At 71.9% G+C, this 25,604-nt stretch carries 17 protein-coding genes; all 17 read right to left on the minus strand.

Annotation, left to right across the window (positions count from 1 at the left end):
• Positions 1 to 395 precede the first annotated feature (395 nt).
• Entirely contained in the window at positions 396 to 1,829 is a 1,434-nt protein-coding gene (locus tag LIV37_RS11305) for a cytochrome P450 (RefSeq protein WP_020867242.1), read from the minus strand.
• Entirely contained in the window at positions 1,826 to 2,752 is a 927-nt protein-coding gene (locus LIV37_RS11310) for an SDR family NAD(P)-dependent oxidoreductase (RefSeq protein ID WP_020867243.1), read from the minus strand. Before LIV37_RS11310 ends, LIV37_RS11305 begins: the two co-directional genes overlap by 4 nt.
• Entirely contained in the window at positions 2,749 to 3,186 is a 438-nt protein-coding gene (locus LIV37_RS11315; protein ID WP_020867244.1) for an ester cyclase, read from the minus strand. The genes LIV37_RS11310 and LIV37_RS11315 overlap by 4 nt, the downstream gene beginning before the upstream one ends.
• A gap of 28 nt (positions 3,187 to 3,214) precedes the next feature.
• Entirely contained in the window at positions 3,215 to 5,617 is a 2,403-nt protein-coding gene (locus tag LIV37_RS11320; protein ID WP_020867245.1) for an SDR family NAD(P)-dependent oxidoreductase, read from the minus strand.
• Complete coding sequence (locus LIV37_RS11325; RefSeq protein WP_020867246.1) at positions 5,614 to 11,667, minus strand: SDR family oxidoreductase; 6,054 nt, start codon at positions 11,665 to 11,667, stop codon at positions 5,614 to 5,616. The genes LIV37_RS11320 and LIV37_RS11325 overlap by 4 nt, the downstream gene beginning before the upstream one ends.
• Before the next feature lie 48 nt (positions 11,668 to 11,715).
• Complete coding sequence (locus LIV37_RS11330; RefSeq protein WP_020867247.1) at positions 11,716 to 13,266, minus strand: acyltransferase domain-containing protein; 1,551 nt, start codon at positions 13,264 to 13,266, stop codon at positions 11,716 to 11,718.
• 364 nt (positions 13,267 to 13,630) lie between these two features.
• Complete coding sequence (locus tag LIV37_RS11335) at positions 13,631 to 15,016, minus strand: NAD(P)/FAD-dependent oxidoreductase (protein ID WP_121825597.1); 1,386 nt, start codon at positions 15,014 to 15,016, stop codon at positions 13,631 to 13,633.
• A gap of 69 nt (positions 15,017 to 15,085) precedes the next feature.
• The gene (locus LIV37_RS11340; protein WP_121825596.1) at positions 15,086 to 16,549 is read right to left on the minus strand and encodes an MFS transporter; all 1,464 of its coding nucleotides are present in this window, start codon (positions 16,547 to 16,549) and stop codon (positions 15,086 to 15,088) included.
• 91 nt (positions 16,550 to 16,640) lie between these two features.
• Positions 16,641 to 16,943, minus strand: a complete 303-nt coding sequence (locus LIV37_RS11345; RefSeq protein ID WP_020867250.1) for a response regulator transcription factor — start codon at positions 16,941 to 16,943, stop codon at positions 16,641 to 16,643.
• Between the two features lie 190 nt (positions 16,944 to 17,133).
• Positions 17,134 to 17,907: an IclR family transcriptional regulator gene (locus tag LIV37_RS11350; RefSeq protein WP_243146362.1), complete on the minus strand. Its 774-nt coding sequence runs from the start codon at positions 17,905 to 17,907 to the stop codon at positions 17,134 to 17,136.
• Positions 17,908 to 18,122: 215 nt separating this feature from the next.
• A complete protein-coding gene (locus tag LIV37_RS11355) occupies positions 18,123 to 18,956 on the minus strand; it encodes an ABC transporter ATP-binding protein (protein ID WP_020867252.1) in 834 nt (277 codons plus the stop codon).
• Positions 18,949 to 19,884 carry an ABC transporter permease gene (locus LIV37_RS11360; protein ID WP_121825594.1) on the minus strand — a complete coding sequence of 312 codons (936 nt, stop codon included), beginning with the start codon at positions 19,882 to 19,884 and terminating at the stop codon, positions 18,949 to 18,951. The genes LIV37_RS11355 and LIV37_RS11360 overlap by 8 nt, the downstream gene beginning before the upstream one ends.
• 79 nt (positions 19,885 to 19,963) lie before the next feature.
• Positions 19,964 to 20,836, minus strand: coding sequence for a glycosyltransferase family 2 protein (locus LIV37_RS11365; protein ID WP_121826103.1), 873 nt, complete (start codon positions 20,834 to 20,836; stop codon positions 19,964 to 19,966).
• Between the two features lie 11 nt (positions 20,837 to 20,847).
• Positions 20,848 to 21,639, minus strand: coding sequence for a CDP-alcohol phosphatidyltransferase family protein (locus LIV37_RS11370; protein ID WP_121825593.1), 792 nt, complete (start codon positions 21,637 to 21,639; stop codon positions 20,848 to 20,850).
• Positions 21,605 to 22,678, minus strand: a complete 1,074-nt coding sequence (locus LIV37_RS11375; protein WP_020867256.1) for an iron-containing alcohol dehydrogenase family protein — start codon at positions 22,676 to 22,678, stop codon at positions 21,605 to 21,607. Before LIV37_RS11375 ends, LIV37_RS11370 begins: the two co-directional genes overlap by 35 nt.
• Positions 22,666 to 23,403, minus strand: a complete 738-nt coding sequence (locus LIV37_RS11380) for a phosphocholine cytidylyltransferase family protein (protein WP_020867257.1) — start codon at positions 23,401 to 23,403, stop codon at positions 22,666 to 22,668. The genes LIV37_RS11375 and LIV37_RS11380 overlap by 13 nt, the downstream gene beginning before the upstream one ends.
• The gene (locus LIV37_RS11385; RefSeq protein ID WP_121826102.1) at positions 23,400 to 25,313 is read right to left on the minus strand and encodes a DUF5941 domain-containing protein; all 1,914 of its coding nucleotides are present in this window, start codon (positions 25,311 to 25,313) and stop codon (positions 23,400 to 23,402) included. Before LIV37_RS11385 ends, LIV37_RS11380 begins: the two co-directional genes overlap by 4 nt.
• Positions 25,314 to 25,604: the final 291 nt, after the last annotated feature.

Below are 25,604 nucleotides of genomic sequence, written 5' to 3' on the forward strand. Positions count from 1 at the left end.
CCGTCCCGGCGCACCTGGGGAAAGGGTCCGTCCCACCCCTTCCACCAGGAGCGTCAAGAAAACCGACCGGTCGGCGCGGTGGATTTCCGACCCGGTCCGGGGACGGTTTCCGCGGCCCGCCGGAGGGCGTCGCCCCGGCGCCGGAGCGCTGCCGCGGAGTCGGCCCGGGCCTCGTCCTTCGGGTCCCGCCGCACATCTTCCGCATTCTCGTCCGCATCGCCATGGGACGCGTTTTCGCTGAAAAGCGCCCGCGTCCCGGGGAAAACGATCCACCGCCACGGACCCGTGCTTCTGACGGTGTGCCGGGTTTCCCGGGCCGGGGCGCGCGGGCGAAATCGGGAAAGGCAACGGCGTGGGCCCGGCCCGGAACTCCCATTCCGCTTCCGCCCTCCGGCCTACGGGTGATGGGGGCAGGCGGCGGGGGCGGCGGGAGCGGTCCGGGGGGACGGGCCGGGTGCGGCGGCGCTTCGCTCGCGCGGAGTCACCGTCACCATCACGTCCTTGAGCGGCCGCAGCGAGATCACCGGTGAGCCGTACCGCAGTTCGGTTCCCGGGATCCGGCTGATCCGGAAGCGCTGGTTCACCATGGCCACGATGGTGCGCAGCTCCAGCAGCGCCATGAAGTTGCCGACGCACTGCCGGGGCCCCGAGCCGAACGGGAGGTATGCCATCCGCGGCCGCTCCTTGATGGCCTGCGGGGTGAACCGGTACGGGTCGAAGGCCAGCGGGTTGTCCCAGTGGCGCGGGTTGTGGTGGGAGACCAGCGGGGACAGCAGGATCGAGGAGCCGGGCTCGATGCCGTAGCCGCCGAGGGTGTCCGCCTCGACCGCCGCCCGGGGGAAGATCCAGATGGGCGGGTGCATCCGCAGGCTCTCGTCGACGACCATCTTGGTGTATGTCAGCGCCTCGGCGTTCTCCGCGTCCGGCAGCCCGCCGCCGAGCACCGTGGCGATCTCGGCGTCCAGCTCCTCCTGGACGCCGGGGTGGGCGGCGACCGAAAGCAGCGTCCAGCACAGCGAGACGGCGGTGGTCTCATGGCCCGCCAGATAGACCGTGAGCAGCTCGTCCTTGATCTGCTGATCCGTCCAGGGCTCACCGGTGGCCGGGTCGGTGGCCCGTTCCATCAGCGCGATCAGCGGCCCCTCCCCCGTCTCGGCGTAACTCCGGCGCACATCGGCCACGATGCGGTCGAAGACCCGGTGGATCCTGAGGATCTTGCGCTGACGGTCCGTCGGCACCCAGGAGGGCAGCATCTCGGTGGCGGTGCCGCGGCGGAACATCACCTCCACCACATCGTCCACGATCGTCTTCAGCAGGGCCGAGTCCGGCTTGATGTCGTAGGCGAACAGCGAGCGGGAGAGGGTGACCAGGGTCAGCCGCAGCATGTCGGTCATCAGGTCGACCGGCTCACCGGCGGCGGCCTTGCGCTCCCAGGTCTCCAGCATCTCCTCGGTGGCCCGGATGATGTTGGGGATGATGTCGGTGATGGCGTTCTTGAGGAAGACCGGCTGCACCGCCCGCCGGTGGGCGCGCCAGAACTCGCCGTCGGTGGTGAGCAGTCCTTTGCCCATGACGACGCCGAACTGCTCGTAGAGCGGCCCGCGGACGTAGTTGCCGTTGTTCTCCACCAGCACCCGGCGCACCGCCTCGGGCTCGGTCACCTGGTGCACGAGGAACGGGCCGAGCCGCATCCGGACGATCTCGCCGTGGTCGCGCTGCAGACCGAGCAGGAATTCGGCGGTGTTCCGCTTCCAGGGGCCCAGACTGCCCAGCAGCGGGGCGCCTTTGGGGCCGGGTGCGGTGCGCGGCGCGGAGGTCGCTGTGGTCATCGGTGGTCTCCTTGCTTTCGCGGCCGCGGCCCGCGGGGCACCGGAAACAGGCGGCGCACGAAGAGATGGTCGAAAAGGACGTCGGAGGTGAGGCGCCGCAGGGCGATGGTGCTGTGGGCGAGGAGCCCGACGGGGTAGCGGGCGCGCGGCCGGGAGCCGCGGGCGCCCTTGGCCACCACCTTCGCCACCCGGCGGGCCACGTCGTCCGACTGGATCGCGAAGGTGCCCGCCAGGGTCCGGCGGCTGCCGGTGTAGATCGCCTCGAAGTACTCGGCGCTCTCCCGGCGGAAGGCCTCGTACGTCCGGCTCACCGGCCGCAGATTGGCCACGTAGGTGGCGCCGAAGCGGGTGGTGCGCACCGGGCCCGGCTCGACGAGGACGACCCGCACCCCGAAGTCGGCCACCTCGTTCCGCAGCGAGTCGCTCAAGCCCTCCACGGCGTGCTTGGTGGCGTTGTAGAAGCCCGAGCCGGGGACGGCGTAACGGCCGAAGATGGAGGAGATGTTGACGATGGTGCCGCCGCCGTGGGCGCGCATCGCGGGCAGCACCAGCTGACTGAGCCGGACCAGGCCGTACACATTGGTCTCGAACTGCTCGCGCACCTCGGCCAGGGAGGCCTCCTCGATACAGCCCGACATGGCGTAGCCCGCGCTGTTGACCAGCGCCCCGACCGCGCCGTGCGCCGCCTCGACCTTGGCGACGGCGGTGGCCATGGACTCCTCGTCGGTGACGTCCAGCGCCATGGTGCGGATGCCCAAGCCCGCGAGCTCCGCCAGTGTCCCGGGCCGCCGCGCGGTGGCGTACACGGTGTGCCCGGCCCGGTGCAGCCGCAGCGCGCAGGCGCGGCCGATTCCCGAGGAGCAGCCGGTGATGAGGACCGGGATGCCGGCCCCGGAGCCCGGGGCCGGCTCATGGCCGGTCACGCGGGGGGCGCGTCGAACGCCCCGAGCTGGGTGGCGAGGTCGTAGGAGTCCATGGAGAACCAGCTCTCCACGATCTTGCCCGCGTCGTCGAACTCGTCGATGACGATGCCGGGGATCTCCAGCTTGCGGCCCTGCGCCGGGATGAGGCCCGCGTAGTCGTCACCGGTGTGGGTGCCGCGCGCGGTGAAGCGGCTGACGACCTTGTTCCCCTCCAGGATCCAGTCGTCCACGGTGACGTGGAGGTCGGGGAAGGAGGCGCGCTGGAGCCGCACCCACTCCTTCAGGTGCTCCACGCCCTCCTTGCCGTTGGCGGCGGTGCCGTGGCTGATGTGGTCCTCGGTGGCGCCCTCGTAGATGACGTCGAGATTGCCCTTGTTGAGGCACTCCTCGTAGTAGCGCTCGAGGACGGCCTTGTTCTGCTCGGGAGTGGACATGAACTGCCTTTCTCTTCTGTCGTGCTGTCTATTCCGTCGTGTTTCCCAGCGGGCCGGAGAGTCCCGAGACGGTCGCCACGGGGTCTCCGGAGTCTGCGTCGGTGATCCGCCAGACGCCGAGCGAGGGATCGCCCTCGACACGGGTGGGTCCGCGCTCGGCGGAGTGCGGTGCGATCCGGCCGAGGATCAGGGGGTCGGCGGTGACCGAGAGGCCGTCGCCCTGGGTGGTGCACCGCCGCACCACGTTCTCCAGCGCGGCGACGGGGAGGGCCGTCCCGGGTACGTACGGCGTCGCCCACAGGTCGACCGGCAGGCAGCGCGGGACCTCGGCCACCAAGCGGCCCCCCGGCCCCGCCGTCCACGCGGAGAGCGGCACCACGGCGCCGCGCCAGTGCAGGAAGGGCGGCCCGGAGCGGAGGGTGGTGGTCTGAGGCACGTCGGGGCGCGGCGGGGCGGGCGGCCGGGGCGCGCCGGTCTCGTGGACGATGCGCAGGCTCGCCTCCGGGCCGTCCCCACCGCCCTCGTGGCGGTAGCGGACCTCCACGATCCAGTCGTGCCCCTCGTGGAAGCCGCGGATCTCGCGGACCAGCCGGATCGCGGGGCCGTCGAGGCGCAGCAGCGCCAGCGGCACCACGATCTCCTCCAGCGCACCGGCCCGCAGCGCCGGGAAGTCCTCCGGGACGATCCATTCGGCGGCCCGCAGGGCGTTCTCCAGCAGCAGGGAGGGCGGCAGCGCGGGGGTGCCGTCGATCCGGAAGTCGCCGAGCGCGGGGGTGTGTTCGGGGTCGAGGACGACGCGTGCCGTCAGCTGGGCGTGCGGCTGGTAGGAGGTCACCTCGCCGAGGTGGAAGACCTTCGGATAGGCGGCGGCGAAGCCGGGCAGCGCGGGCACCACCGGATAGCCGATGGCCTGCCCCGGGTCGATGGCCTTGCCCAGCGGCCCGACGAAGGTGACCTCGCCCTCGGAGCCCGCCAGCAGTTCGGCCCGCCAGCGCTCAAGACCGTCCGCCACGTCGATGGCGGCCATGTAGCGCAGGGTGGCGGCGAAGTTGGCGATCAGCCCGATGCGGTCCCAGGTGGGCCAGGCGAGGGTCATCACGGGGAACGCGGCCCGGCGGGCGGCCCATTGGCCGAGCCGCGCGAGACCGTCGTTGGCCGCGGCGTATTCGAGCTGGCCGACCATGCCGCCGAGCCGTCCGGTGAGGGAGCCGACGCTGCAGAAGAACTTCAGGTCGCGGTCCCGCACCTCCTCGAAGACGTTGAGGAAGCCCTCGATCTTGACCTCGACGGTGCGCAGGATCTCCTCGTCGGTCTTCTTCGGCAGCCGGGCGGAGGTGTCCACCCCGGCGTTGTGCACCACCCCGGCGAGCCGGCCGCCCTCCAGCGCGTCCTCGCGCCGGATGAGCTCGCGCACCTGGGCGCGGTCGGTGAAGTCGCAGCGCGCGTACTCGATGCGCAGCCCCTCGCGCCGGGCGGAGGTCACATGGGTGGCCAGCTCCCACAGCCGGCGGGTGCGGGCCAGCCGGCCGCGGACCACGGCGGGCGACTCGCCCTTGGCGCGGCCCGCCCAGACCTGCTTCTCGTACGCCTTCCACCCGGCCTGATCCACACCGAACCAGGGCTCGTCCCCGCTGGGGAAGGGCTCCCGGCCGGTCACCACGACCCGTGCGCCGTGCCGGGCGGCCAGCGACCTGGCCAGCTCCCAGCCGATGCCGCGGCCACCGCCCGAGATCAGCACGGTGTCCTCGGGGCCGAGGGTGAGGGCGGGCGCCGCCACGGGCCGGTCCTCGGGGGTGAGGGTGTACCGGCGGCCGTCGCGGTAGCCGACCTCGATCTCACCGGTGCGGCCGAGTTCGGCGGCGACGATGCCGGGCAGTTCGGCGGAGGCGGCCAGGTCGATGTCGACCACGCGGGCGGCCACGTTGGGGAACTCCCGGTGCAGGGTCTTGGCGAGCCCCGCCCAGATGCCGCCGAGCGGCTGCTCGAGACCGTCCCGCGGATGCTGGCCCATCCCGCCGCCGAGGTAGCTGACGGCGAGATAGCACAGCCGGTCCGCGGCGGTCTCGGCCGCCCAGTCGTCGTAAGTGGCGCGCAGCGCGGTCACGGTCCCGGTCAGCGCCCGCCGCCAGGCCCCGGCGGAGGCGGCCCGGTCCGGGTCGTACGCCCGGCCCACGGTGAGGTCCACGATGGCGTCCACGGGGCCCGGGCCGTCCGGCTCCCGGCGCACCAGCGCGCCGTGCTCCTTCAGTTCGCGCTCCACCCCGGCGGCGATGTCCTCCTCGCCGCCGATCAGCAGCACCCGCATTCCGGCCGGCCGGGGGTGCGGCCCGGCGGGGCGGGGCAGCTCGGTGAGGCGCCACACCATCCGGGCCACCGGCTGGACCGGCGCATCCTCCGCGGTCGCGGTCATGTCCGGCTGAGTCGCGGTCATGTCCGGTCCTCCTCCGCCGGTGTCTGCTCCAGGGGGACGGCCTCGCCGGTCTCGGCGTCGACGTAGCCGATGAGGGTGGCCCGCATGTCCTTCATCTGGAGCAGCATCCGGCCGTCGGGCCGCACCGCCACGAAGCGGTTGCTGATGGTGTCGGCCGTCAGATCGAAGCCGGGCGGGGTGACGAAGAGGTCGATGTCCTCCCCGGACGCGGCCAGGTCGTGGTCGCTGATCTCCTCGTACAGATCGATCCGGCGGATGGACAGCGGTGCGGCCACCGGCACCAGATGCCCGTCGACCAGATCCAGCACCCCCACCCGGGCCAGCCCGTCGAGCAGGATGCTCGGCACGGTGAAGCGGGACCACACCGGATCGCCGGCCGGGACGTCGGGCGCGTAGCGGGCGCGCTTGCCCCGGGGATGGATCCGGGTGTCGGTGGTGGAGACGAAGGGGCCGGTCAGCCGCACCGGGGAGCCGGGCTGGTGGTACGGGTCGGGGACCGGGGTCTCCTCCCCCGCCGGCCACTCCTCCCAGCGCGGCGCGGTGGGCGCCTCGGTGTCGAGCAGCACCCGGGCCAGGAAGTGCACCCGGTCCTTGACCAGGACCACCCCGCTGGGCGCGACCACGTCCTCGGTGATCCGCACCTGGACGACGGTCACCTCCCCGGGGCTGTCCACGAGTTCGGCGCGGATGCGCCTGGGACCGGCCGGGATGTCGCGGTAGACCCGCAGGAAGTGCTCGAACCGCAGATCCTCGAAGGCGATCACCCGCTTGCCGGGGACCAGGGCCCGGGCGGCCTCGGCGGCCAGTTCGGTGACGAAGGTGCCGGGCAGGGTGGCCTCGCCGCGCACCGTGTGGTGTTCGAGATAGCCGTCGGTGTCCAGGTCGAAGGGGCATTCGTAGACCACGGACCGCTCGTCGGACGCCACCAGCCGACGCAGGAAGAACCCGGACCGCCGGTCCAGGTAGCCGGGGTAGAAGCGCTCCACCGTGGCGCGTTCGGCGTCGCCGAGGTGGACCACGGAGGGGCGCCGCACGGGGGCGTGGAGCTCCTGGACGAAGTGGTGGATGCCCTCGGCGATGGCCATGTTGCTGTACGAGCCCGCGCGCTCGTAGTACGCCTTGGTCAGCTCGTTGGCGCCCATGCCGACGCCTTCCCACAGCGTCCAGCCGATGGTGAACTCGTCCGTCGGCGAACCGGTGGCGCGGGTGTGGGTCGCGGCGGTGGCCAGGAAGTCGTTGGCCGCGGCGTAGTCGGCCTCCCCCAGCTGCCCGAAGTAGCCGAGCAGCGAGCCGAAGTTGCACCACAGCCGGGGCGGCGCGGTGCGCAGGGCGTGCTTGAGGTGGAGGTAGGAGTCCAGCTTCAGATCACGGATGGAGCTGAACTCGGCGAAGCTCTTGTCCTTGATCAGCCCGGAGCGCTGCAGTCCGGCGGCGTTGACCAGCAGGTCGATCCGCCCCCGCTCGTCCAGCACCCGGCCGATCGCCCGGTCCACCGCCGCGCCGTCGCGCATGTCACAGGCGAGGTAGGTGACCCGTCCGGCGCCGCTGTGGGCGGCCATCTCGTCCAGGTTCCGCTTCGCCCAGCGGGCGTTGACCATGCGGTCGAAGGCGCGGTTGACGTCGGCCACGGTGCGGCCGTCGCGCCGGGCGATCTCGGTCTTGATGTAGCCGGAGCGGCGGGCGGCGAACTCCTCGTCGGTGCCCTGGTACGTCTCCGGCGGATAGTCGTCCAGGGAGTTGCTGCCCAGGACGTAGATCCGGGGCCGGAAGTGCTCGGCCACCGCCTTGACCACCTCGGCGGTGATGCCCCGGGCGCCCCCGGCGACCACCACGACCGAGTCCGGGCCGAGGACGGCCGGTGCCCCCGCTCCCAGGTCGTTCGGCTCGTCGGAGAGCAGATACGCCTTGCGTACGCCGTCGAGGTCGAACACCGCCGGGAAGACCCGCCCGGCCGCGCTCTCCTCCTCGGCGCGGGCCATCGCCCCGGTGAGGTCGGTGGCCGAGGTGCACAGCGTGAAGGCGAGGCAGGCGTCGCGCTCCAGGGCCGCCGTCTTCCACAGCCCGGTGAAGAGCCCGGTGTACGGATGCGGGATGCCGCCCGGCGCGGCGCCCAGCAGCAGCGCCACGGCCGAGGAACCGGGGTCGCCCAGGTCGTCGTAGAGGTGCTGGAGGGTCAGATAGGCGGCGTCGTGCAGGGCGGTGAGGGCGGGCGCGGGGCCGTCCGTGGCCGCCCGGCCGAGGTCACCCACCACCCTGAGGTGGGTGACCCCGGGGCCCGCGCCCGCCAGGGCCCGGCGGACCGACTCCTCGGTGACCTCGGGCAGGTGGTGCCAGCCGGGGCGCGGGGCCGCGAGCGGCGCCGTGGACAGGACGGTGAGGTCCGCGTCCGGCGGCGCGGCGGCGGCCAGCGGCTCGGGGGCGTCGGTGAGCACCACCGCCCCGGCGGGGAGGAACGGGACGCGCTCGCGCACGGTGCGCGCGGGCAGCTCGGTCAGGACGGGCACCTGGCGGCGGACCCGTACCGGGGTGCCGTCCGCGAGCCGTCCGCCGGTGGTGAACGCGGCGGGCAGCGCGGCCGGGGCCGCCTCCGGGCCCTCGGTCTCCGGGCCCTGGGACTCGGGGCCGGCACCGGGGATGGTCAGCCGGAGCCGGGCCCCGGCGGCGCCCTCGCTCTCGTCGGTGGCGATCTCCACGGTCCCCGAGGGCCGGTGCAGCGCCCTGAGGACGGCGAGACCACCGGCCGCGCCCAGGTAGCGGGCGTGCTCGGGCGCGGGCGCGCCGCACAGCAGGATCTCGTCCGCGGTCTCTTCCCCGCGCCCCGCCTCGACGGCGCCGAGCGGTTCGTCCACGTACGCGAGCACCTCGAGCCCGGCGGCGCGGGCCCGCTCCTCGGTGGTGAGCGCGAACAGGAAGGCACCCTCGGCGAGTTCCCGGGCCTCGGGCGGCAGCAGCTCGCCGATCAGCGTCCGGTACTCGGGGAGGCTGTTGCCGTTGATCCCGCCCGCGAGCGCGAAGTCCAGCTCACCGGTGCGCAGATAGCGGCCCGCGGAGGTGATGGAGGAGACGGCGGAGGCGAAGCCGGAGTCCATCGTCATGTTCGGGCCGTTGAGGTCGAAGTAGTTCGCCACCCGGGCCGAGATGATGTTGGGCATCTGGCCGGGGAAGGAGTCCTCGTTGGAGGCCGGGATCATGCCGCGTACGCGCTCGCCGAGCCGCTCCAGCACACCGGGCAGGGCGTCGGAGGGCAGTTCGCCCAGCGCCTCGGCGATGTCGTCGAGGTAGCAGCGGTTGGCGTAGAGCATCGCGGCGCGGGTCGGGCCCATATGGCCGACGAACACCCCGGTCTTGAGCGCCCGCTCCTGCCAGAAGTCCGGCATCTGGTCGCGCAGTTGATGGGCGCACTCCACGATCATCAGCTGGCAGCGGTCCAGGGCGCGGATGGTCTTGGGAGGCAGCCGGACCTTGCTGAACGGCGGCGCCGGGTACTCGTCGCCGAAGCTGTCGCGGGGGCGCGGACCGCCGCCCAGCCAGCGGGTGACCTCCTCGCGGCCCGCCAGCCCCGGCAGATGGGCCGACCAGCCGACGATCGCCACCCGGCTGCCGGTGTCCGGGACCTTGGTGACGGTCGCGGGGGCCCGGTCGGTGGCGGCGGCGGTGGCGTCCGCGGCGGGGCGCGGCCGGTGCTCGGAGACGATCAGATGGGCGTTGGTGCCGCCGAAGCCGAAGCCCGACACCGCGGCCAGCCGCGGGCCACCGGGCCGCTCCGGCCAGCCCTTGTGCTCGGGGGTGATCTCCAGTCCGGTCTCGGCGAGCCGGAAGTCCTCGCGGGGCCGGGAGAAGCGGAACTGACCCGGGATGGTGTGCTCGGCCAGGCCCAGCAGGTTCTCGATCAGCGAGACCACGCCCGCGGCCCAGCCGGTGTGGCCGATCAGGGACTTGTTGGAGGTGACCGCGGCGGGTCCGGCGGTGCCGTAGTACTCCCGCAGCGTGGTGAACTCGGCGAGGTCACCGGCCGGGGTGCCGGTGGCGTGGGCGTTGACCCAGCTCACCGCGGTGCCCTCGACCTCGCCCGCCTCCAGGGCGCGCCGCACCGCGAGGCTCTGACCGGCGGCGTTGGGGGCGTAGACGGCCTTGCCCTTGCCGTCGGAGGACGAGCCGAAGGCGCGGAGCACCCCGAGCACCTCGTCGCCGTCGGCCCGGGCCCGGCTCAGCCGCTTGAGGACGACCAGCGCGGCGCCGTCGGCGAAGATCACGCCATCGGCGCCCTCGTCCAGCGCGTGCACCTCACCACGCTTCGAGAGCCCCTGGAGCTTGGAGAAGAGCACGGTGCCGCGCGGCGCGAGCGCGAAGGCACCGCCGCAGACGGCGATGTCCTGCTTGCCCATCAGCAGGCCCTTGGCCGCGATGTCGATCGCGTACAGCGACGAGGAGCAGGCGGTGTCCACCATGTGCAGCTCGGTGGAGGGCGGCAGCAGACCGCGCATCGCCAGCTCTCCGACGCGGTGCGGCAGAAAGCGCGAGCGGTCCTGGCCGGCGCGCCAGTAGCGGCGGTTCAGGGCCGCCTCGATGTCGCCGCCGAGGGTGGTGCGCTCGCCCTCGTCCAGTGGCAGGTCCCCGAGGATGTCGTGCGTCATCCGGCTGACGCTGTCGAGCACCCCGGCCTCTTCCAGGTGCTGGCTGCCGTCGGGGGTGTAGCCGACGACGAAGGAGCAGCGGTCGGAGTCCTGGTGGCGCACTCCGTCCAGGGCCTGGACCAGGCTGTGGCGCAGCCACATGGTGGTCAGCTCGTGGTCGTCCGCGCCCTCGGCCATGCTGTCGACGGAGCCGGGGGCGGCCTGGAAGTCGGTGATGAAGACGCAGCGGTCGGCGTACGCCTTGTCCTCGGCGGCGGTGTCGACGGCGTGGAAGTTCTCATGCCGCCAGCGGTCCCGGGGGATCTTGACGAACAACTCGTCACCGGTCGTACGGAGCTTCCAGAACTCCTCCGGGCTGTTCGCCCCGGCGACCGCCAGGCCCATGCCGACGACGGCGATCGCGTCGTCGGGGACGTCGGGGACGTCGGCGGGCAGGTCGGAGCCGGGCGCGTCCACGGCCTCGGCTACGGCGGCCGTCGTGGCGGCGGCACGGGGCCGTACGGGCTCGGACTCAGGGGCCACGGCGGGCTGGGGCACGACGGGCTCAGGGGCCACGACGGGCTCAGGCTTCACGACAGACTCGGGCGTCACGACGGGCTCCGGCTCCCGCGCGGCCTCCTCCCGTGCCGGGGCCGCGGCGGGCGGCGACATGAGGGCGGCGCCCAGCGTCAGTCCCCCGTCGGCGAGCACCACCTGTCCGGTGATCCACCGCGAGGCGTCGGAGGCCAGGAAGGCGACCACGTCGGCGAACTCCTCCGGGGTGCCCAGCCGTCCGAAGGGGGTCGCCCTCGCGATCACCTCCTGCATCTCCCGGGCCCGGGGGAACTTGTCCGCGACCTCGCTCTCCAGCATGGCGGCCGAGGCGGTGTTCACCCGGATGCCCAGCGGGGCGTACTCCACGGCGAGATAGCGGGTGGCCGCCTCGGCGGCCGCCTTGGCGGGGGCGCAGGCCGAGTAGTTGGCCATCACCATCTGCGAGCCGCCGAGCGCCGACACGGTGACGATCGACCCGCCGCCGCCCCGCGCCATCAGCGGGGCCGCGGCGCGGGCGCAGCGCAGTCCGCCCTTGTAGTTGGTGTCGATGGCCTTGGCGATGTCCTCGTCGGTCACCTCGGCCAGGGGCAGCAGGGCCCCGTTGGCGGCGCTGTTGACCAGGATGTCCAGCCGCCCGTGGCGCTCCTCGATCTCGGCGAACATCCGGTCGACCTGCTCCTGCCGGGCCACCGAGGCGCGGGCGAGCTCGACCCGGGCGCCGCCCGCCACCAGTTCGTCCCTGGTGCGCTTGGCCTGGTCGTGCGAGTGGAAGTAGTTGAGGACGACATCGGCGCCGCGGGCCGCGAGGGTCCGCGCGATCGCCTTGCCCACGCCCTTGGAACCCCCGGTGACCAGGGCCACCTTCCCCGTGAGGTCTTTCATGGGAACGACTGACTCCTTCTGCGACTGCTGCGACGAGGTGTGGGCGCTTCAGCCCGTGGCGGAGGCCGGTGCGTGGGCCCCTTGGTCGTTGAGCTGCTGGAGCACAAAGTCGGTGATCTTGCCCATGGTGTTGTAGGTGGCCAGCCGGAAGCCGGACTCGCGCGGCGGCAGCCCGTAGCGGCTGGAGACCCTGGACAGGAGTTCGACCTGCTTGACGGAGTCGACGCCCAGCTCGGACTCCAGCTGCACCTCGTCCTCGAAGACGTCCTCGGGGTATTCGAGCGCCTCGGCGTAGAGGGTCCGCAGCTCCCCGAAGAGCTGGTCGCGGCCGTACCCATCGGGCCGCGCACCGGACGCGGGTGCCGCCGGGGCCTCCGGCGCGGGAGCGGGAGCGGCCTCGGCGGCGGGCTCCGGCCCGACGGCCGCCGCGGGCCGCGGCTCGGACTCGGGCTCGCCGCCCTCGGTGGACTTGCGGAAGGCGTCCAGTTCGGTGCGGACCAGCTCCAGCACCATCTGGCCGCGCTCGCTCCAGTACGCCGCGAAGACGTCCTCGGGCACCGAGGGGGCCAGCAGCTCGGCGAGCCCGCCGCGCTCGGGCGCCGCCAGACCGGCCTCGCGCAGCGCGTCGAGGGTTCCGTCGAGCGCGAGCCGGCCGCCGGTCACGGCCAGCGTGGGCAGTGACCGCACCGCGGAGCCGTCGGTCACCTTGGCGACCAGCTTGGAGAGCGCGGCGCGCCCGCCCGCCTCCACGAACACCTCGGCGCCGGTCTCCCGCAGGTGCCGTACGGCCGCCGCGAACCGCACCGGCCGGGTGAAGTGCTCGGCCAGCAGCTCGGCGAGGGCGTCGCCCGGCTCGTAGTAGCGCTGCAGGATCGGCGAGTAGACCGGGCGGTTCAGCGGACGCTGGTCCAGCTTCGTCACGTACGCGGCGAACTCGGGGGCGGCGGGCGCGAGCGCCGGGGTGTGGAAGGGGAAGGGGGTGTCGATCTCGATGGCGCCCACGTCCAGTTGCCCGGCGATCGCCACGACCCGGTCCAGGATCCCGGCGGGGCCGCTGACCACGGTCTGCTCGTCGTGGTTCTCGGTGGCGACGGCCAGCAGCGGCTCGTCCACCAGCTCCAGCAGCTTGCGGGTGCGCTCGGCGCTCGCGGCCAGGGCCACCATGCGGCCGTCGACGCCGCCCTGCCGCTCGATCACGGCCACGCGCCGGGCGACGATCCGGACCCCGTCCTCGACCGAGAAGGCCCCGGCCGCCACCAGGGCGGTGATCTCACCGAGGCTGTGCCCGGCCAGCACGTCGGGGGCGACGCCCTGGGCGGCGAGGATCTCGTAGGCGGCCAGACCGGCGCCGTAGATGGCGACCTGGGAGGCCCACGGGTCGTTGTCGAGCAGATCGCGCAGATCGGCCTTGCGCTCGCCGAAGAGCACCTCGGAGATGCGGCTGCCGTAGAGCTCCTCGGTCACGGCGTCGAGCCGCTCGAAGACCCGGCCGACCTGGGGATGGCGCTCCTTGGCGCGGCGGAGCGCCTCGCCGTCGAAGCCGCCTTGTCCGGGGAAGAGGAACGCCGTCGTGACGCCGGGGGACGGATTGCTGGACATGCCGATGCCTCCATGGCTGTGGTGGTGACGGTGGGTGAGGTGCGCCACCCGCGCGGGTGGCGCGGCGCTGTGGACGGCCGAAGGCCGTTTGTGAGGTGCGGGCGTGCGGGGTGGGCGCGCCCACGGGTGAGCCCGGCTACGGGGTGTCCGGCGGACCTTTCCCCTCCCCGCCCCTTCCCGCAGCATCGATATGCGGCTCCGCCGCGTGGGGGGCTTCGCCCCTGGGCCCCGGCCGGGCTGAGATCAGCCCCTCCAGCGGGCACCTCCCAGCGGTAGCTGGGGGAGTTTGAGGAGCGGGGTGTGGGGCGGAGCCCCAGTTCGGGGAGCGGCCCGCCGCAGGCGTACGCGTACCGTCGGACACCCCCTAGGCCACGCGGGCGACCGGGGAGTCGAGCAGGAAGGTGCCCATGCTCCCGAGGTTGGCGGCGATCAGCCGGTCGGCGAGCCGGGTCGCGGGGGGCAGATGCCGGGGGGCGCCGCGGACGAGCCAGCGCACCATCCGGATCTTCCAGCCCGGCTCGGCGCCCGGCGGGATGTGGTCGAAGAGGGCGTGGATGTTGGCCGGGGAGTAGAACTCGGCGGGCGGGACGATGGTGGCGAACATCCCGACCATGCCGCTGCCGTGGTGCGGGCTGCGGGCCATGGCCCGGATGAACTCCAGCTCCTCGCGGTTGTAGTCGGCGATCTCGGCGTGGTCGCGGGTGTACTGGAAGTGGCCGCTGACCAGGGCGTCGCGGCGCCGGGCGTAGTCGGCGAGGGCGGGGGCGAGGTCGCGGTCCCCGGCCAGGGCCGGCTCCACGGCCTCCACCAGGAGTTCGGCACCGCGCAGCGAGTCGGTGATACCGGCGGCGGTGATGGGGTCACGGGTGTAGCCCGCGTCGCCGGTCAGGGCCCAGCCGGGGCCGTGGCAGTGGCGCAGGAAGTTGGGGACCGCGCCGGTCATCCACTTGTCGACGCGCCGGGTCTCCCGCAGCCGCGCCGCGAACTCCGGATCGACCTCCTCGAAGGCGGAGACGACCGTGGCGTCACGCTCCCCGTCGGCGGACGCCTTGAAGTCCTTGACCGGCAGGGCGAGTCCGACGATGGTCAGGCCGTCGTGGGTGGGCCAGGTGAAGGCGTGCTGATGGCGGTGGCGGTAGGTGCGCACCTTGCCGTCGTGCGGCAGATCGGCCCAGTACGACCAGTGGCTCTTGTTGAGCACCGGGTGGGAGTCGTACTTCTCGGCCCCCACCAGCCGGGCGACGGTGGAGTTCGAGCCGTCGGCGCCCACCACCAGCCGGGCGTGCTCGACGACGGGGGTGCGGTCCTCGGTCTCGGCCCGGACGCCGATGACGGTGCCCTGGGCGTCCGTCAGCAGCTCCCGCAGCGCGACCTGCTCCCGCAGCTCCGCCCCCGCCTTGACGGCGGCCTCCAGCAGGATCTCGTCCAGCTTGCGGCGCTCCGGGGAGTACGCCTCGGCCACTCCTTCGACGGCGGGCAGCTTGGCCATCAGCTGAACCGGGCCGCTCTGCAGACCGTAGGAGTGAATGGGCGGGCAGCCGGTGGCCGCCACCTCGTCCAGCAGCCCCCAGCGCTTCAGCCGGAGAATTCCCGGAGGGTGGACCAGATTGGTGGCGGCCCCCTTACCACCGGGGAATTTCGCCCGGTCGAGGAGAAGGACCCGGTACCCCGCTCTCGCGAGGAGCATCGCGGTCGATGACCCGCTGATGCGCGCTCCTACCACAATGACGTCGTACATAGCGTCCCCCATACCCAACGGTCACCGGGGATCCGGGGACCGGTGGATCATCTTGTTCGCTCTGACTTCGCTCTGTCGAAATTAGTTGCGCGACCGGCTCGGAAGGTTTCCGTCGTATGAATCCTCGACGGCTCCCGAAGAAATCACCTTCGTTTCGGCCGGCGCGGTGCGGCCGCGCGGTGCCATGAGAATGGCCAGACAGCCGACGGCGGCGATTCCGGCGCCGATCCAGGCGGCGGGCCGCAGCCCGTCCACGAATTCCTGGGGCGAACCGTATCCGCCCAGTGTGGTGAATACGGAGGTGAGCACCGCGACGCCGAGTGCGCCGCCGAGCTCCCGGAAGGTGTTGTTGGCGCCCGAGGCGATTCCCTGGTCGCGGGGCGCGACGACGTTCATCGCCATTTCCGCGACGGGCGAGAAGAACAGCCCCAGGCCGATTCCGCCGAGCACCAGGCCGGGCACCTGGTCGGCGTAGGCGGTGTCCGCGCTCACCACGGACGCCAGCCAGCCAAGACCCGCGGCCTCGAACAGCAGGCCCGCGGCGACCACCAGACGGTTGCCGAGCCGGGCGGTCAGCAGCGCCGCCAGCGGGGCGACGACGACCGGCATCGCCGTCCACGGCAGCATCTTCACGCCCGCCTCCAGCGGCGAGAAGCCCTGGATGTTCTGCATGAACTGGGTGAGCAGGAAGACCAGTCCGAACATGGCCGCGAACATCAGCAGGCTGGCCGCGTTGACCGCGCTGAACGCGCGGTTGCCGAACAGCCGCATCGGCAGCATCGGTTCGGCCGTACGCAGTTCCCAGCCGACGAAGAGCGCGAGCACCACCAGGCCGCCGGCCAGGAAGCCGAGCACCCGGCCACTGGACCAGCCGTGTTCGGTGGTGGACACCAGCGCGTAGACCACGCCGAACACCCCGAGGCTGACCAGGACGGTGCCCAGCGGGTCCAGCGAGGTGTCCGGGCGGGTGGACTCGGCCAGCTTCCACAGGCCGAGCACCAGCACCACCACACCGATCGGCACATTGACCCAGAAGATCCACTCCCACGAGATCTTCTCCACCACGGCCCCGCCGATCAGCGGGCCGAGCGCGACCGCGAGCCCGCTGAGGGCGCCCCAGACGCCCAGCGCGACGCCGCGCCGGCGCTCGGGGACGGCCACGGTCAGCAGGGTGAGCGTCAGCGGCATCACCACGGCCGCCCCGAGGCCCTGTACGGCACGGGCGGCGATCAGGGCGTCGGCGCTGCCGGACAGCGCCGCGGCGGCGGAGGCGCCGGTGAAGACGACGAGGCCGGCCAGGAACACCCGGCGGCGGCCGAACCGGTCACCGGCGGCCGCGCCGGCCATCAGGAAGACCGAGAAGGTGAGGGTGTAGCCGTTCACCGTCCACTCCAGGTCCTGGAGGCTGGTGCCCAGGTCTTTCTGAATGGCGGGCAGCGCGGTGATGACGACGAGGTTGTCCAAGGCGGCCATGAAGACGGTGAGTCCGGACACCACCAGCGTCCACACGGGGTTCATCCCGCTCGGGCCGGAACGGTCAGTCATGAATACCTTTCCTATGACGGCGCGATTGCTGTGCGACAGGTTGGTTCACGTCGTTATCCGGCCGACGGATAAACGGGCAGACGGGGCAACGCTAACCGGCCACGACCCTCCCCGGAACTGTACTTTGGTACAGGTGGCGGTAGCTGAGCGCGACCAGACCGGCCTGTAGCCGCGATTCCACCTGCAGTTTCGCGAGTATTGACGCCACATGCGCCTTCACCGTGCGCTCGGTCACTTGCAGCCGCAGCGCGATACGGCGGTTGGACCAGCCCGCGCCGAGCAGCGCAAACGTTTGGCCCTCTCTGACTGATAACAACGGCACACGTTCCAGCTCCCGCGCCCAGTTGGGCACGGGAATATCGGGCACGACGGCGAGACCGCCCCTGTCGGACACGGTGACATTTCCCCCTAGTTAGGCGGCTCTTCGAGCCGCCGATCATGCAAGAATCAGACTTGATTGCCCTCTTGATTATTGCGGCCGCACGCCCGTACGAGTCAAGGATTTCCGGCCCTTTCTCGCCTCGCGAGAAAGGGCTGGTGAAGCACGGGGAATGCGCTTCACGTTTACTCCTGTTACCGTAAATTTACTTCATTCTCGTATCGTTGCCATCCGAACCGGCGGGACGGCCCCGCCCCAGGTCGGCCAGGTCCGCCGCGGTCCGCTCCACCGCCTCGATGACGGTCACCGGACACCGCGTCATGATCTGTTTGGGCTTCATCACCAGCACCGAGCCCATCACCAGCCCGTCCCAGGTGACCGGCGCCGCGCACTCGTTCCACCCCGCCGCGCACTCCTCGTGGCCCAGGGCGTACCCCCGCGCCCTGATCCGGTCCAGCGAGGCCAGGAGCCGCGCGTCGTCCAGGTAGGCGCCGGGACCGGCCTCGGCGGGCGCCGGACGGTCCAGCACCTCCGACTGGATGGTCTGCGGCAGATACGCCAGGATGGTCCGCCCCGCGGCCCCCACCCGCAGCGAGTGCTCGACGGTCTGCACCGCACGCGGCGTCATCCCCAGCTCCGTCAGATCGGAGTCACCGACGGCCATGTCGGCGCACTGCCGGTGCGCGCCACCGAAGGGCGCCAGCAGATAGAGGAAGGCCAGCCCCCCGGTGGCCCGGCGCAGCGCCTCCAGAAGGGCGTGGGCGGCCTCCGGCGCGGGCGAGTAGGCCAGGGCCTTGAGACCGAGCTGCGGGGCCGCCGAGCCCAGCCGGTAAAGGCCCCGGCCCTCGCGGACGAAGATGCCCTGGTGCACCCCGGACTGGAGGATCCGGTAGACGGTCGAGTCGTCCAGGTCCGCCGCTCTGGCCAGCGCCCCGGGCCCATGGGCCCGTCCGCCGAGCTGGGTGAAGGCCCGCTGCACGCGGAACACCCTTTCGGCATGACCGCTTCCGCCCACGGCACCACTATTGGCCACCCCGTCAGCCCCCCGTGCAGATTCCCCCGTCGCTCTGCCCAACGTGCCACGGTTCCACGCCCATTCCCATCCGGGGTACATGGTCCGGTTGTGGACAACAAGGCCCCGCCGGGTTGCCCGGCGGGGCCTGATGGTTTATGGGAACGGCGTTCGCCGAGCGGCTACTTGCCGGTCTCCTTCTCGTACGCCTTGATGACCTCGTCGGTCGGGCCGTCCATCAGCAGCTCGCCCTTCTCCAGCCACAGCACCCGGTCGCAGGTGTCCCGGATGGACTTGTTGTTGTGGCTGACGAGGAAGACCGTGCCGGCCTCCTGGCGGAGCTCGCGGATCCGGGCCTCGGAGCGCTTCTGGAACTTCCTGTCACCGGTGGCCAGCGCCTCGTCGATCATCAGCACATCGTGGTCCTTGGCCGCGGCGATGGAGAACCGCAGCCGGGCCGCCATACCGGAGGAGTACGTGCGCATCGGCAGGGTGATGAAGTCACCCTTCTCGTTGATGCCCGAGAAGTCCACGATGCCCTGGTAGCGCTCCCGGACCTGCTCACGCGACATGCCCATGGCCAGACCGCCGAGGATCACGTTCCGCTCGCCGGTGAGGTCGTTCATCAGCGCCGCGTTCACACCCAGCAGCGACGGCTGACCGTTGGTGTAGACCTTGCCGCGCTCGGTGGGCAGCAGCCCCGCGACGGCCTTGAGCAGGGTCGACTTACCCGAGCCATTGGACCCGATCAGACCGATCGACTCGCCCTTGTACGCCACGAAGGTGACCCCGCGCACCGCGTGCACCTCACGCATGCCCGGGGCGCCCTTCCGGCCCAGCAAGCGGCTGAGGGCGGCGGTGGCGCTGCCCTTCCCCTTGGGGCCGCCGTTGACCCGGTAGACGATGTGGACGTCGTCGGCGATGACGGTGGGCACCCGCGACGGCACGGAAGCCGCCTGAGCGGCCTGGTCGGCCCGCTCCGCCTGGGCACCTTTGTCGAGGGTTTGCTCAGCCACGGCCGTACTGCTCCTCTGCCTTCCAGAAGTACACGAATCCCCCGGCGCCCACCAGCACCGCCCACCCCAGCGCCAGCGCCCAGACATGCGGCGGCAGACTCGACGAGGGGTAGTCGTTGATCAGGGCGTACCTCATCAGGTCCATGTAGACCGCCGCCGGGTTGGCCAGCAGAAGGTCGGAGACCCAGGAGTGCGCCCCAGCCTTCTGCAGCATGTGCTCCAGCGGGTACATCACACCGGAGGCGTACATCCACGTACGCAGGATGAACGGCAGCAGCTGGGCGAGGTCCGGGGTCTTTGCCCCCATCCGGGCCAGGACCAGGGCCAGACCGGTGTTGAAGACGAACTGCAGCGCCAGGGCCGGGATCACCAGGATCCACGCGAAGGCCGGGAAGTGCCCGAAGCCCAGCAACACGACGACCAGCACGATCATCGAGAAGAGCAGCTGCTGGAGCTGCTGGAGCGCGAACGAGATGGGGAGCGAGGCCCGCGGGAAGTGCAGGGCCCGCACCAGTCCCAGGTTCCCGGAGATGGCGCGCACCCCGGCCATCGCGGAGTTCTGCGAGAAGGTGAAGACGAACACACCCGTCACCAGGAACGGGATGTACATGTCGTTCTTCATTCCGCCCCTGCCGCCCAGCAGCAGGCCGAAGATGAAGAAGTACACCGCCGCGTTGAGCAGCGGGGTCACCACCTGCCACAGCTGACCCAGCTTGGCCTGGCTGTACTGAGCGGTGAGCTTGGCCGACGAGAAGGCCACGATGAAGTGACGCCGTCCCCACATCTGGCGGATGTAGTCGCCGAGGCTCACCCGGGCGCCGCTCACCGACAGCTCGTACTTCCGCGCCAGCTCGGCCGGGGACAGGCCGTCGTCGGCTGATGGCGGGCCACTCACGGCTACCGCACCGTCGTGCGTAGTCTCGCTCACAGTTGACACTTTCGTCTTCAGGGTGCGCTGAGCGGGGCCGCGCCCCGGGTCGCGCCCGATGCTCTTCGTTACGAGCTTGTCAGATGACAGGAGGTCGGCCCAGTCGGGTCAGGCGCCATACCGTACGCCACTTCATGGGCCGGCGTGGACCACACGGTGCCTTCCAGCCTTCCCGGAACCCTCCGAACCAGGCCCGAAGTGCGGTTTTCGAGGGGCGCCTGGCCAGTGTGAGCAGCAGCCAGACGCCCAGATAGACGGGGACGAGCAGCGCAGGAAGGTTACGCCGGGCCAGCCAGACCCGGTTGCGCGCCACCATGCGGTGGTAGACCGCGTGCCTGCTCGGGGCGGTGGTGGGATGGTGCAGCACCATGTCCGACCGGTAATCGATCATCCATCCGGCGTCCAGAGCCCGCCAGGCCAGATCGGTCTCCTCATGGGCGTAGAAGAAGTCGTCCGGCAACCCTCCGACCTGCTGGAACACCGTCGTACGGACCGCGTTGGCACCGCCCAGGAAGGTGGTCACCCGGGAGGACCGCAGGGGGTCGGAGGCACGCAGCCGGGGCACATGGCGACGCTGGGTGACACCGGTTTCGGGGTCGGCGATGCGGAACGAGATGATGCCCAGCTCCGGATCGGCGGCGAACGCCTGACGGCACAGCTCGGCGGTGTCGGTGCCCGGGAGCAGCCCGTCGTCGTCGAGGAACAGCAGCACATCGACGTCCGACCCGCCGGGTCCGAACGCCTCGATGCCCACGTTGCGGCCCGCCGGGATGCCCACGTTCTCCGGCAGCTCGATGGTCCGGACGCCCTCGGGGAGCGCGGGCAGCGGCGAGCCGTTGCCCACGACGACCACCTCGACCTGGTCGCCGTCCTGCTTGGCGACCGAGTCGAGGAGTGCGCGCAGCTCCTCGGGGCGATTGCCCATCGTCAGGACGACCGCTCCGAGCCTCATCGTGCCCATGCTCACTTGAGCCTGCTCGACGCGAGGATGGACACGAGGTGAAGCAGGGTTTGCAGCAGTGCGATACCGGCCAGTACGGCAACGCCCAGCCGGGTGAAGAACAGGTCGCCGCGCACCTGGTCCACGACCGCCACCACGAGGATCAGCAGCGACGCCTCGACCCCGAGGACCAGCCGGTGGAACTTCAGCGCCGCGGCCGCCCTGCGGGCCAGCGCCACACCGGACGAGCGCGGCTCGGCGGCCGCCTCCTTGACCGGCGGCAGACCGCCCTGGTGCCGGGCGACCCCGACGAGGTCGGTCTCGGCCTTGATCAGGATGGCGCCGAGCGCGGCGAGGGTGCCGAGGAACGCCCACAGCCAGTCGATCCGGCCGGAGCCCCACAGGTCGGCGGCGCGCAGACCGAAGCCGACGAGCACCGCGGCGTCGCACAGATACGCGCCGACCCGGTCCAGATACACACCACCCAGCGAGAACTGCTTCTTCCAGCGGGCTATCTCGCCGTCGACGCAGTCCAGCAGCAGGTAGAGCTGGACCATCAGCACCCCGAGCGCGGCGCCCGCGATCCCCGGCACCAGCAGGGCCGGGGCCGCGAGGGCGCCGAAGACGGTCATCAGATACGTCAGCTGGTTGGGCGTGACCCGCGTGTTCACCAGGTGCCGGTCGATGCGCAGCGAGATTTCCCGCATGTAGAGGCGCCCGGCCCAGTGCTCACCGCTCCGCCGGTCCTTCACCCCAGCGGGGTGGACGACCGGGCGGAGTTCAGCCACTGATGGCTTGACTGACTGCTTTGGCATAGTCGGCGTATGCGTCCCTGATCGCGTCGGATGAGAGGTCGAGGTGCTCGAGGATCGTGTAGCGGCCGGGGCGCGTCTTCGGAGCGAACTCCACGACCTGGACGAACTCGTCCACGGTGAAGCCGATCTCCTCGGGCAGCACGGGCAGCCCGTGCCGGTGCAGCACCTCGGCCATGTGCTCCGACTCCTCGTGCGCCCCGCGCAGACGCATCGCGAAGGCGGCGGCCAGGCCGCACTGCTCGCCGTGGCTGGCGGCGCGCTTGGGGAAGAGGAGGTCGAAGGCGTGGTTGATCTCGTGGCAGGCACCGGAGGCCGGGCGGGAGTCCCCCGCGACCGACATCGAGATGCCGGTGAGCACCAGTCCCTCGGCCAGCACCTGGAGGAAGCCGTCGTCGCCGACCCCGCCGGGGTGGCGCAGCACGGCCTCACCGGCCTGGCGCGCCATCGCGGCCGCGAGGCCGTCGATCTGCTCGCCGGTCTCCCGGTTGGACAGCTCCCAGTCGGCGACCGCGGAGATGTTGGACAGGGCGTCGCCGATACCGGAGCGGACGAAGCGGACCGGCGCCTCCCGGATCACATCGAGGTCGATGACCACGGCGATCGGGTTGGGCACCCCGTACGAGCCGCGGCCCGCGTCGTTGTCGAGGGTCGCGACCGGGGAGCACAGACCGTCGTGCGAGAGGTTGGTGGCGACGGCGACCAGCGGGAGGCCGATGCGCGCCGCGGCGAACTTCGCACAGTCGATGATCTTTCCGCCGCCCAGCCCCACGACCGCGTCGTAGTGGCCCGACTTCATGCGGTCGGCGAGCTTGATCGCGTCGTCCAGGGTGCCGCCGTCGACCTCGTACCAGCTCGCGCCCGGCAGCGCCGGCGCCAGCCGCTCGCGCAGCAGGGCGCCGGAGCCGCCGCTGATGGCGATGGCCAGCTTGCCGGAGGAGGAGATCCGCTGGTCGGCGAGGACCCCCGCGAGGTCGTCCAGGGCGCCCGCGCGGATGTCGACGACGAGCGGCGAGGGGATGAGCCTCGTCAGTACTGGCACGCGATCTCACGGCCCTTCGCCAGATCGTCGTGGTTGTCGATCTCGACCCACTTGATGTCGCCGATGGGGGCCACGTCGATCTTGAAGCCGCGGTTGACCAGCTCCTGGTAGCCGTCCTCGTAGTAGAGGTCGGGGTCGCGCTCGAAGGTGGTCTTCAGCGCGTCCGCGAGCTCCGCGGCGGCCTCGCCCTCGATCAGGGTGACGCCGATGTACTCACCGGTCGCCTCGGCCGGGTCCATCAGCTTGGTGATCTTCTGGACGCCCTTGTCGGGGTCGGCGACGACCTTCATCTCCTCGTCGGCGAGCTGCTTGACCGTGTCGAGGGCGAGGATGATCTTCTGTCCGTTGCCGCGCGCGGCCAGCAGGGTCTTCTCGACCGAGACCGGGTGCACGGTGTCGCCGTTGGCGAGGATCACGGTGTGCTGGATCGCGTCACGGGCGCACCACAGGGAGTAGGCGTTGTTCCACTCCTCGGCCTTGTCGTTGTCGATCAGCGTGAGCTTGACGCCGTAACGCTGCTCCAGGGCCTCCTTGCGCTCGTACACGGCCTCCTTGCGGTAGCCGACGACGATGGCGACCTCGGTCAGACCGACCTCCGCGAAGTTGCCGAGGGTCAGGTCGAGGACGGTGGTCTCACCGTCCACGGGCACCAGGGCCTTGGGAAGCGTGTCGGTGTAGGGGCGCAGACGCCGTCCGGCGCCGGCCGCGAGCACGAGGCCGATCATGCGGGTTCTCCTGATTCGTCGTGTACAGCAGGTGCTCCTGAGGACACCCAGAAGCGGATGCTCTCGATGAGCACCGCCAGCGCGAGGACCGCCGCCAAAGCGGTCAACGCGATGGTGAAACCTTGGTTCTGGTGCAGCAGGGCAGCGGCGGCCGTGACCACCACCGTCCGCCCCTCGTGCCCGCCGATCGCCCGCACCAGCCGGTGCGGGGGCGCTCCCGTGCCGCCACGGATGCGGTACACCGTGTCGTAGTGATGGTAGGCGACCGCCGCAACGAGCCCGAAAGCCGCCGGCAAGGCGCCGTTCACCTCCGAGCAAGCCGCCAGAATCAGGATGGTGCCGTATTCGGCCGCGCGGAAGAGCGGCGGCACCAGCCAGTCGAGGGGGCCCTGGAGGGGCGCGGTGACGGCGACGCCCGCGAGGACCGCGTAGAGCACGGCGCAGCCGACCGGCACCCAGGAGCCGAAACCGGCGAGCGCGGTGCCGGCCAGGACGGCCGCCGTGCCGACGGCGGCCGACAGCGGGGCGAGATACGAACTCATCCCGCGGGGCGCGGCCTTGGCGACCAGCTCGGCCAGCGGGCCGGAGTCGGCCAGCTCGGCGAGGGCACGGGCGGCCCGGTCCGTGCGCTCCGCCCGGCGGGTCAGCGAGCGCAGCACCCGGCCCGCGGTGGTGTAGCAGGCGGCCAGCGCGCAGCCGACGAGCAGTGCGTAGAAGGTGATACGGGGCGTGGTGAACGCCGTCAGCACGGCGATCATCGCCCAGCGCTCGCCGATCGGCAGCACGATCATGCGGCGCGTCCAGACCGTCCAGCCGACGCTGTCGAGGCGGCCGGAGAGGGCGGCGGTGGGGCTGGTGTTGCCGGTGGCGTCGTGGTTGGCCTCGTTGAAGGCGAAGTCCACGACATGGCGGCAGGTCTGCAGCACCATGGCGCCGAGCGCGAGCGCCCAGATGCCGTCGCCGTCGGCGCGGGCGGCGCCGAGCGCGAGGCCCGCGTAGTAGGCGTACTCCTTGGCCCGGTCGAACGTGGCGTCCAGCCAGGCGCCGAGCGTGGAGTACTGGAGCGAGTAGCGCGCCAACTGCCCGTCGGTGCAGTCGAGTACGAACGAGGCGATCAGCAGCACACCGGCCGAGACGAACCCGGGCCGGGTGCCGGTGGCGGCGCAGGCCGCCGCGATGAGGGCGGTGACGAGGGAGGCGGTGGTGACCTGATTGGGGGTCAGCCCGCGCCGGGCGCACCAGCGGGCGATGTAGCGGGAGTACGGGCTGACGCAGAAGGTCGTGAAGAAGCCGTCCCGCGACTTCACGGCCGACCGCAGCCGCACCCGCTCCTCGTCCACCGTGTCCACGGCGGCCCGCGCCGCGGCCCGCGCGGCGGTGTCCGCGGGCACGGCGGCCACGAGCACCCCGAGCTCGGGCCGGTGTACGGGGACGCCTTCGGCGTCGAGGGCGGCGGCGAGGTCGTCCACGCGGGAGTGGGCATCGGCTCCGCCGAGGGCGGCGGATGCGTCGGCGGCACCGAGGGCGAGGGCGGTCCCGGACGGCCGGGTTCGGCCCCCGCTTCCGGTGTCGCCCGACGCCTGCGTCGCGTCACCCGCCCGTACGGCGGCGCCGGCGGCGCGGTCCGGCGCGGCCGTCCCGACAGCACCGGCGGAGCCGAGGGCCTGAGCGGGGGCGGCGGTGGGCGCCCCACCTCCACTCCCAGAGGCCCGCGCCGTGGCGGCGGAAGCCGTCATCGCGCGGGCCAGGGCCGCTCGCGCTTCCGGCTGGGCCGTGAGCGCACCGCGCACCGTGGCGGCGGGGAAGCGGGGGTCGGTGAGGGCCAGCCGCAGGGCATGGACATGGCCGACAAAGCGGGGGTCCACGAGGGCCACCCGCTCATGCGCCGGGACGGCGGCGAGCTCCGCCATGGCCCCGGCGGCGTCGGTGGCCGTACGCACGGCGAAGCCCAGCGACCGCAGGTCGTCCTCGAGGGACGAGCCGGCGACCGGCGCACCGGTGAGAATCGCGGTCGACAGACGAACTCACTCCTTGGCAGCTGACATGGTGGCCGCGCCGCTGATGGCACTGGCCTGGGGCCCTCCGGGCCATGGGCATCGCACGTCCTGGCCCCGGGGGGCCGGCGGCACGTCCGGCAGAGGCTATCGGATCGATGGAAGCCGCCGTTCACCGCACATTCACCACACGATCGGGGGAACGAC

Source organism: Streptomyces rapamycinicus NRRL 5491, assembly GCF_024298965.1.
GTDB classification, from domain to species: domain Bacteria; phylum Actinomycetota; class Actinomycetes; order Streptomycetales; family Streptomycetaceae; genus Streptomyces; species Streptomyces rapamycinicus.

Coding starts and splice junctions, on each gene's coding strand:
- LIV37_RS11340 (WP_121825596.1), bottom strand. CDS start 16,549: ATGACTGACCGTTCCGGCCCGAGCGGGATGAACCCCGTGTGGACGCTG.
- LIV37_RS11335 (WP_121825597.1), bottom strand. CDS start 15,016: ATGGGGGACGCTATGTACGACGTCATTGTGGTAGGAGCGCGCATCAGC.
- LIV37_RS11365 (WP_121826103.1), bottom strand. CDS start 20,836: ATGAGGCTCGGAGCGGTCGTCCTGACGATGGGCAATCGCCCCGAGGAG.
- LIV37_RS11325 (WP_020867246.1), bottom strand. CDS start 11,667: ATGAAAGACCTCACGGGGAAGGTGGCCCTGGTCACCGGGGGTTCCAAG.
- LIV37_RS11330 (WP_020867247.1), bottom strand. CDS start 13,266: ATGTCCAGCAATCCGTCCCCCGGCGTCACGACGGCGTTCCTCTTCCCC.
- LIV37_RS11370 (WP_121825593.1), bottom strand. CDS start 21,639: ATGCCAAAGCAGTCAGTCAAGCCATCAGTGGCTGAACTCCGCCCGGTC.
- LIV37_RS11380 (WP_020867257.1), bottom strand. CDS start 23,403: ATGATCGGCCTCGTGCTCGCGGCCGGCGCCGGACGGCGTCTGCGCCCC.
- LIV37_RS11315 (WP_020867244.1), bottom strand. CDS start 3,186: ATGTCCACTCCCGAGCAGAACAAGGCCGTCCTCGAGCGCTACTACGAG.
- LIV37_RS11385 (WP_121826102.1), bottom strand. CDS start 25,313: ATGGCGGAGCTCGCCGCCGTCCCGGCGCATGAGCGGGTGGCCCTCGTG.
- LIV37_RS11320 (WP_020867245.1), bottom strand. CDS start 5,617: ATGACCGCGACTCAGCCGGACATGACCGCGACCGCGGAGGATGCGCCG.
- LIV37_RS11305 (WP_020867242.1), bottom strand. CDS start 1,829: ATGACCACAGCGACCTCCGCGCCGCGCACCGCACCCGGCCCCAAAGGC.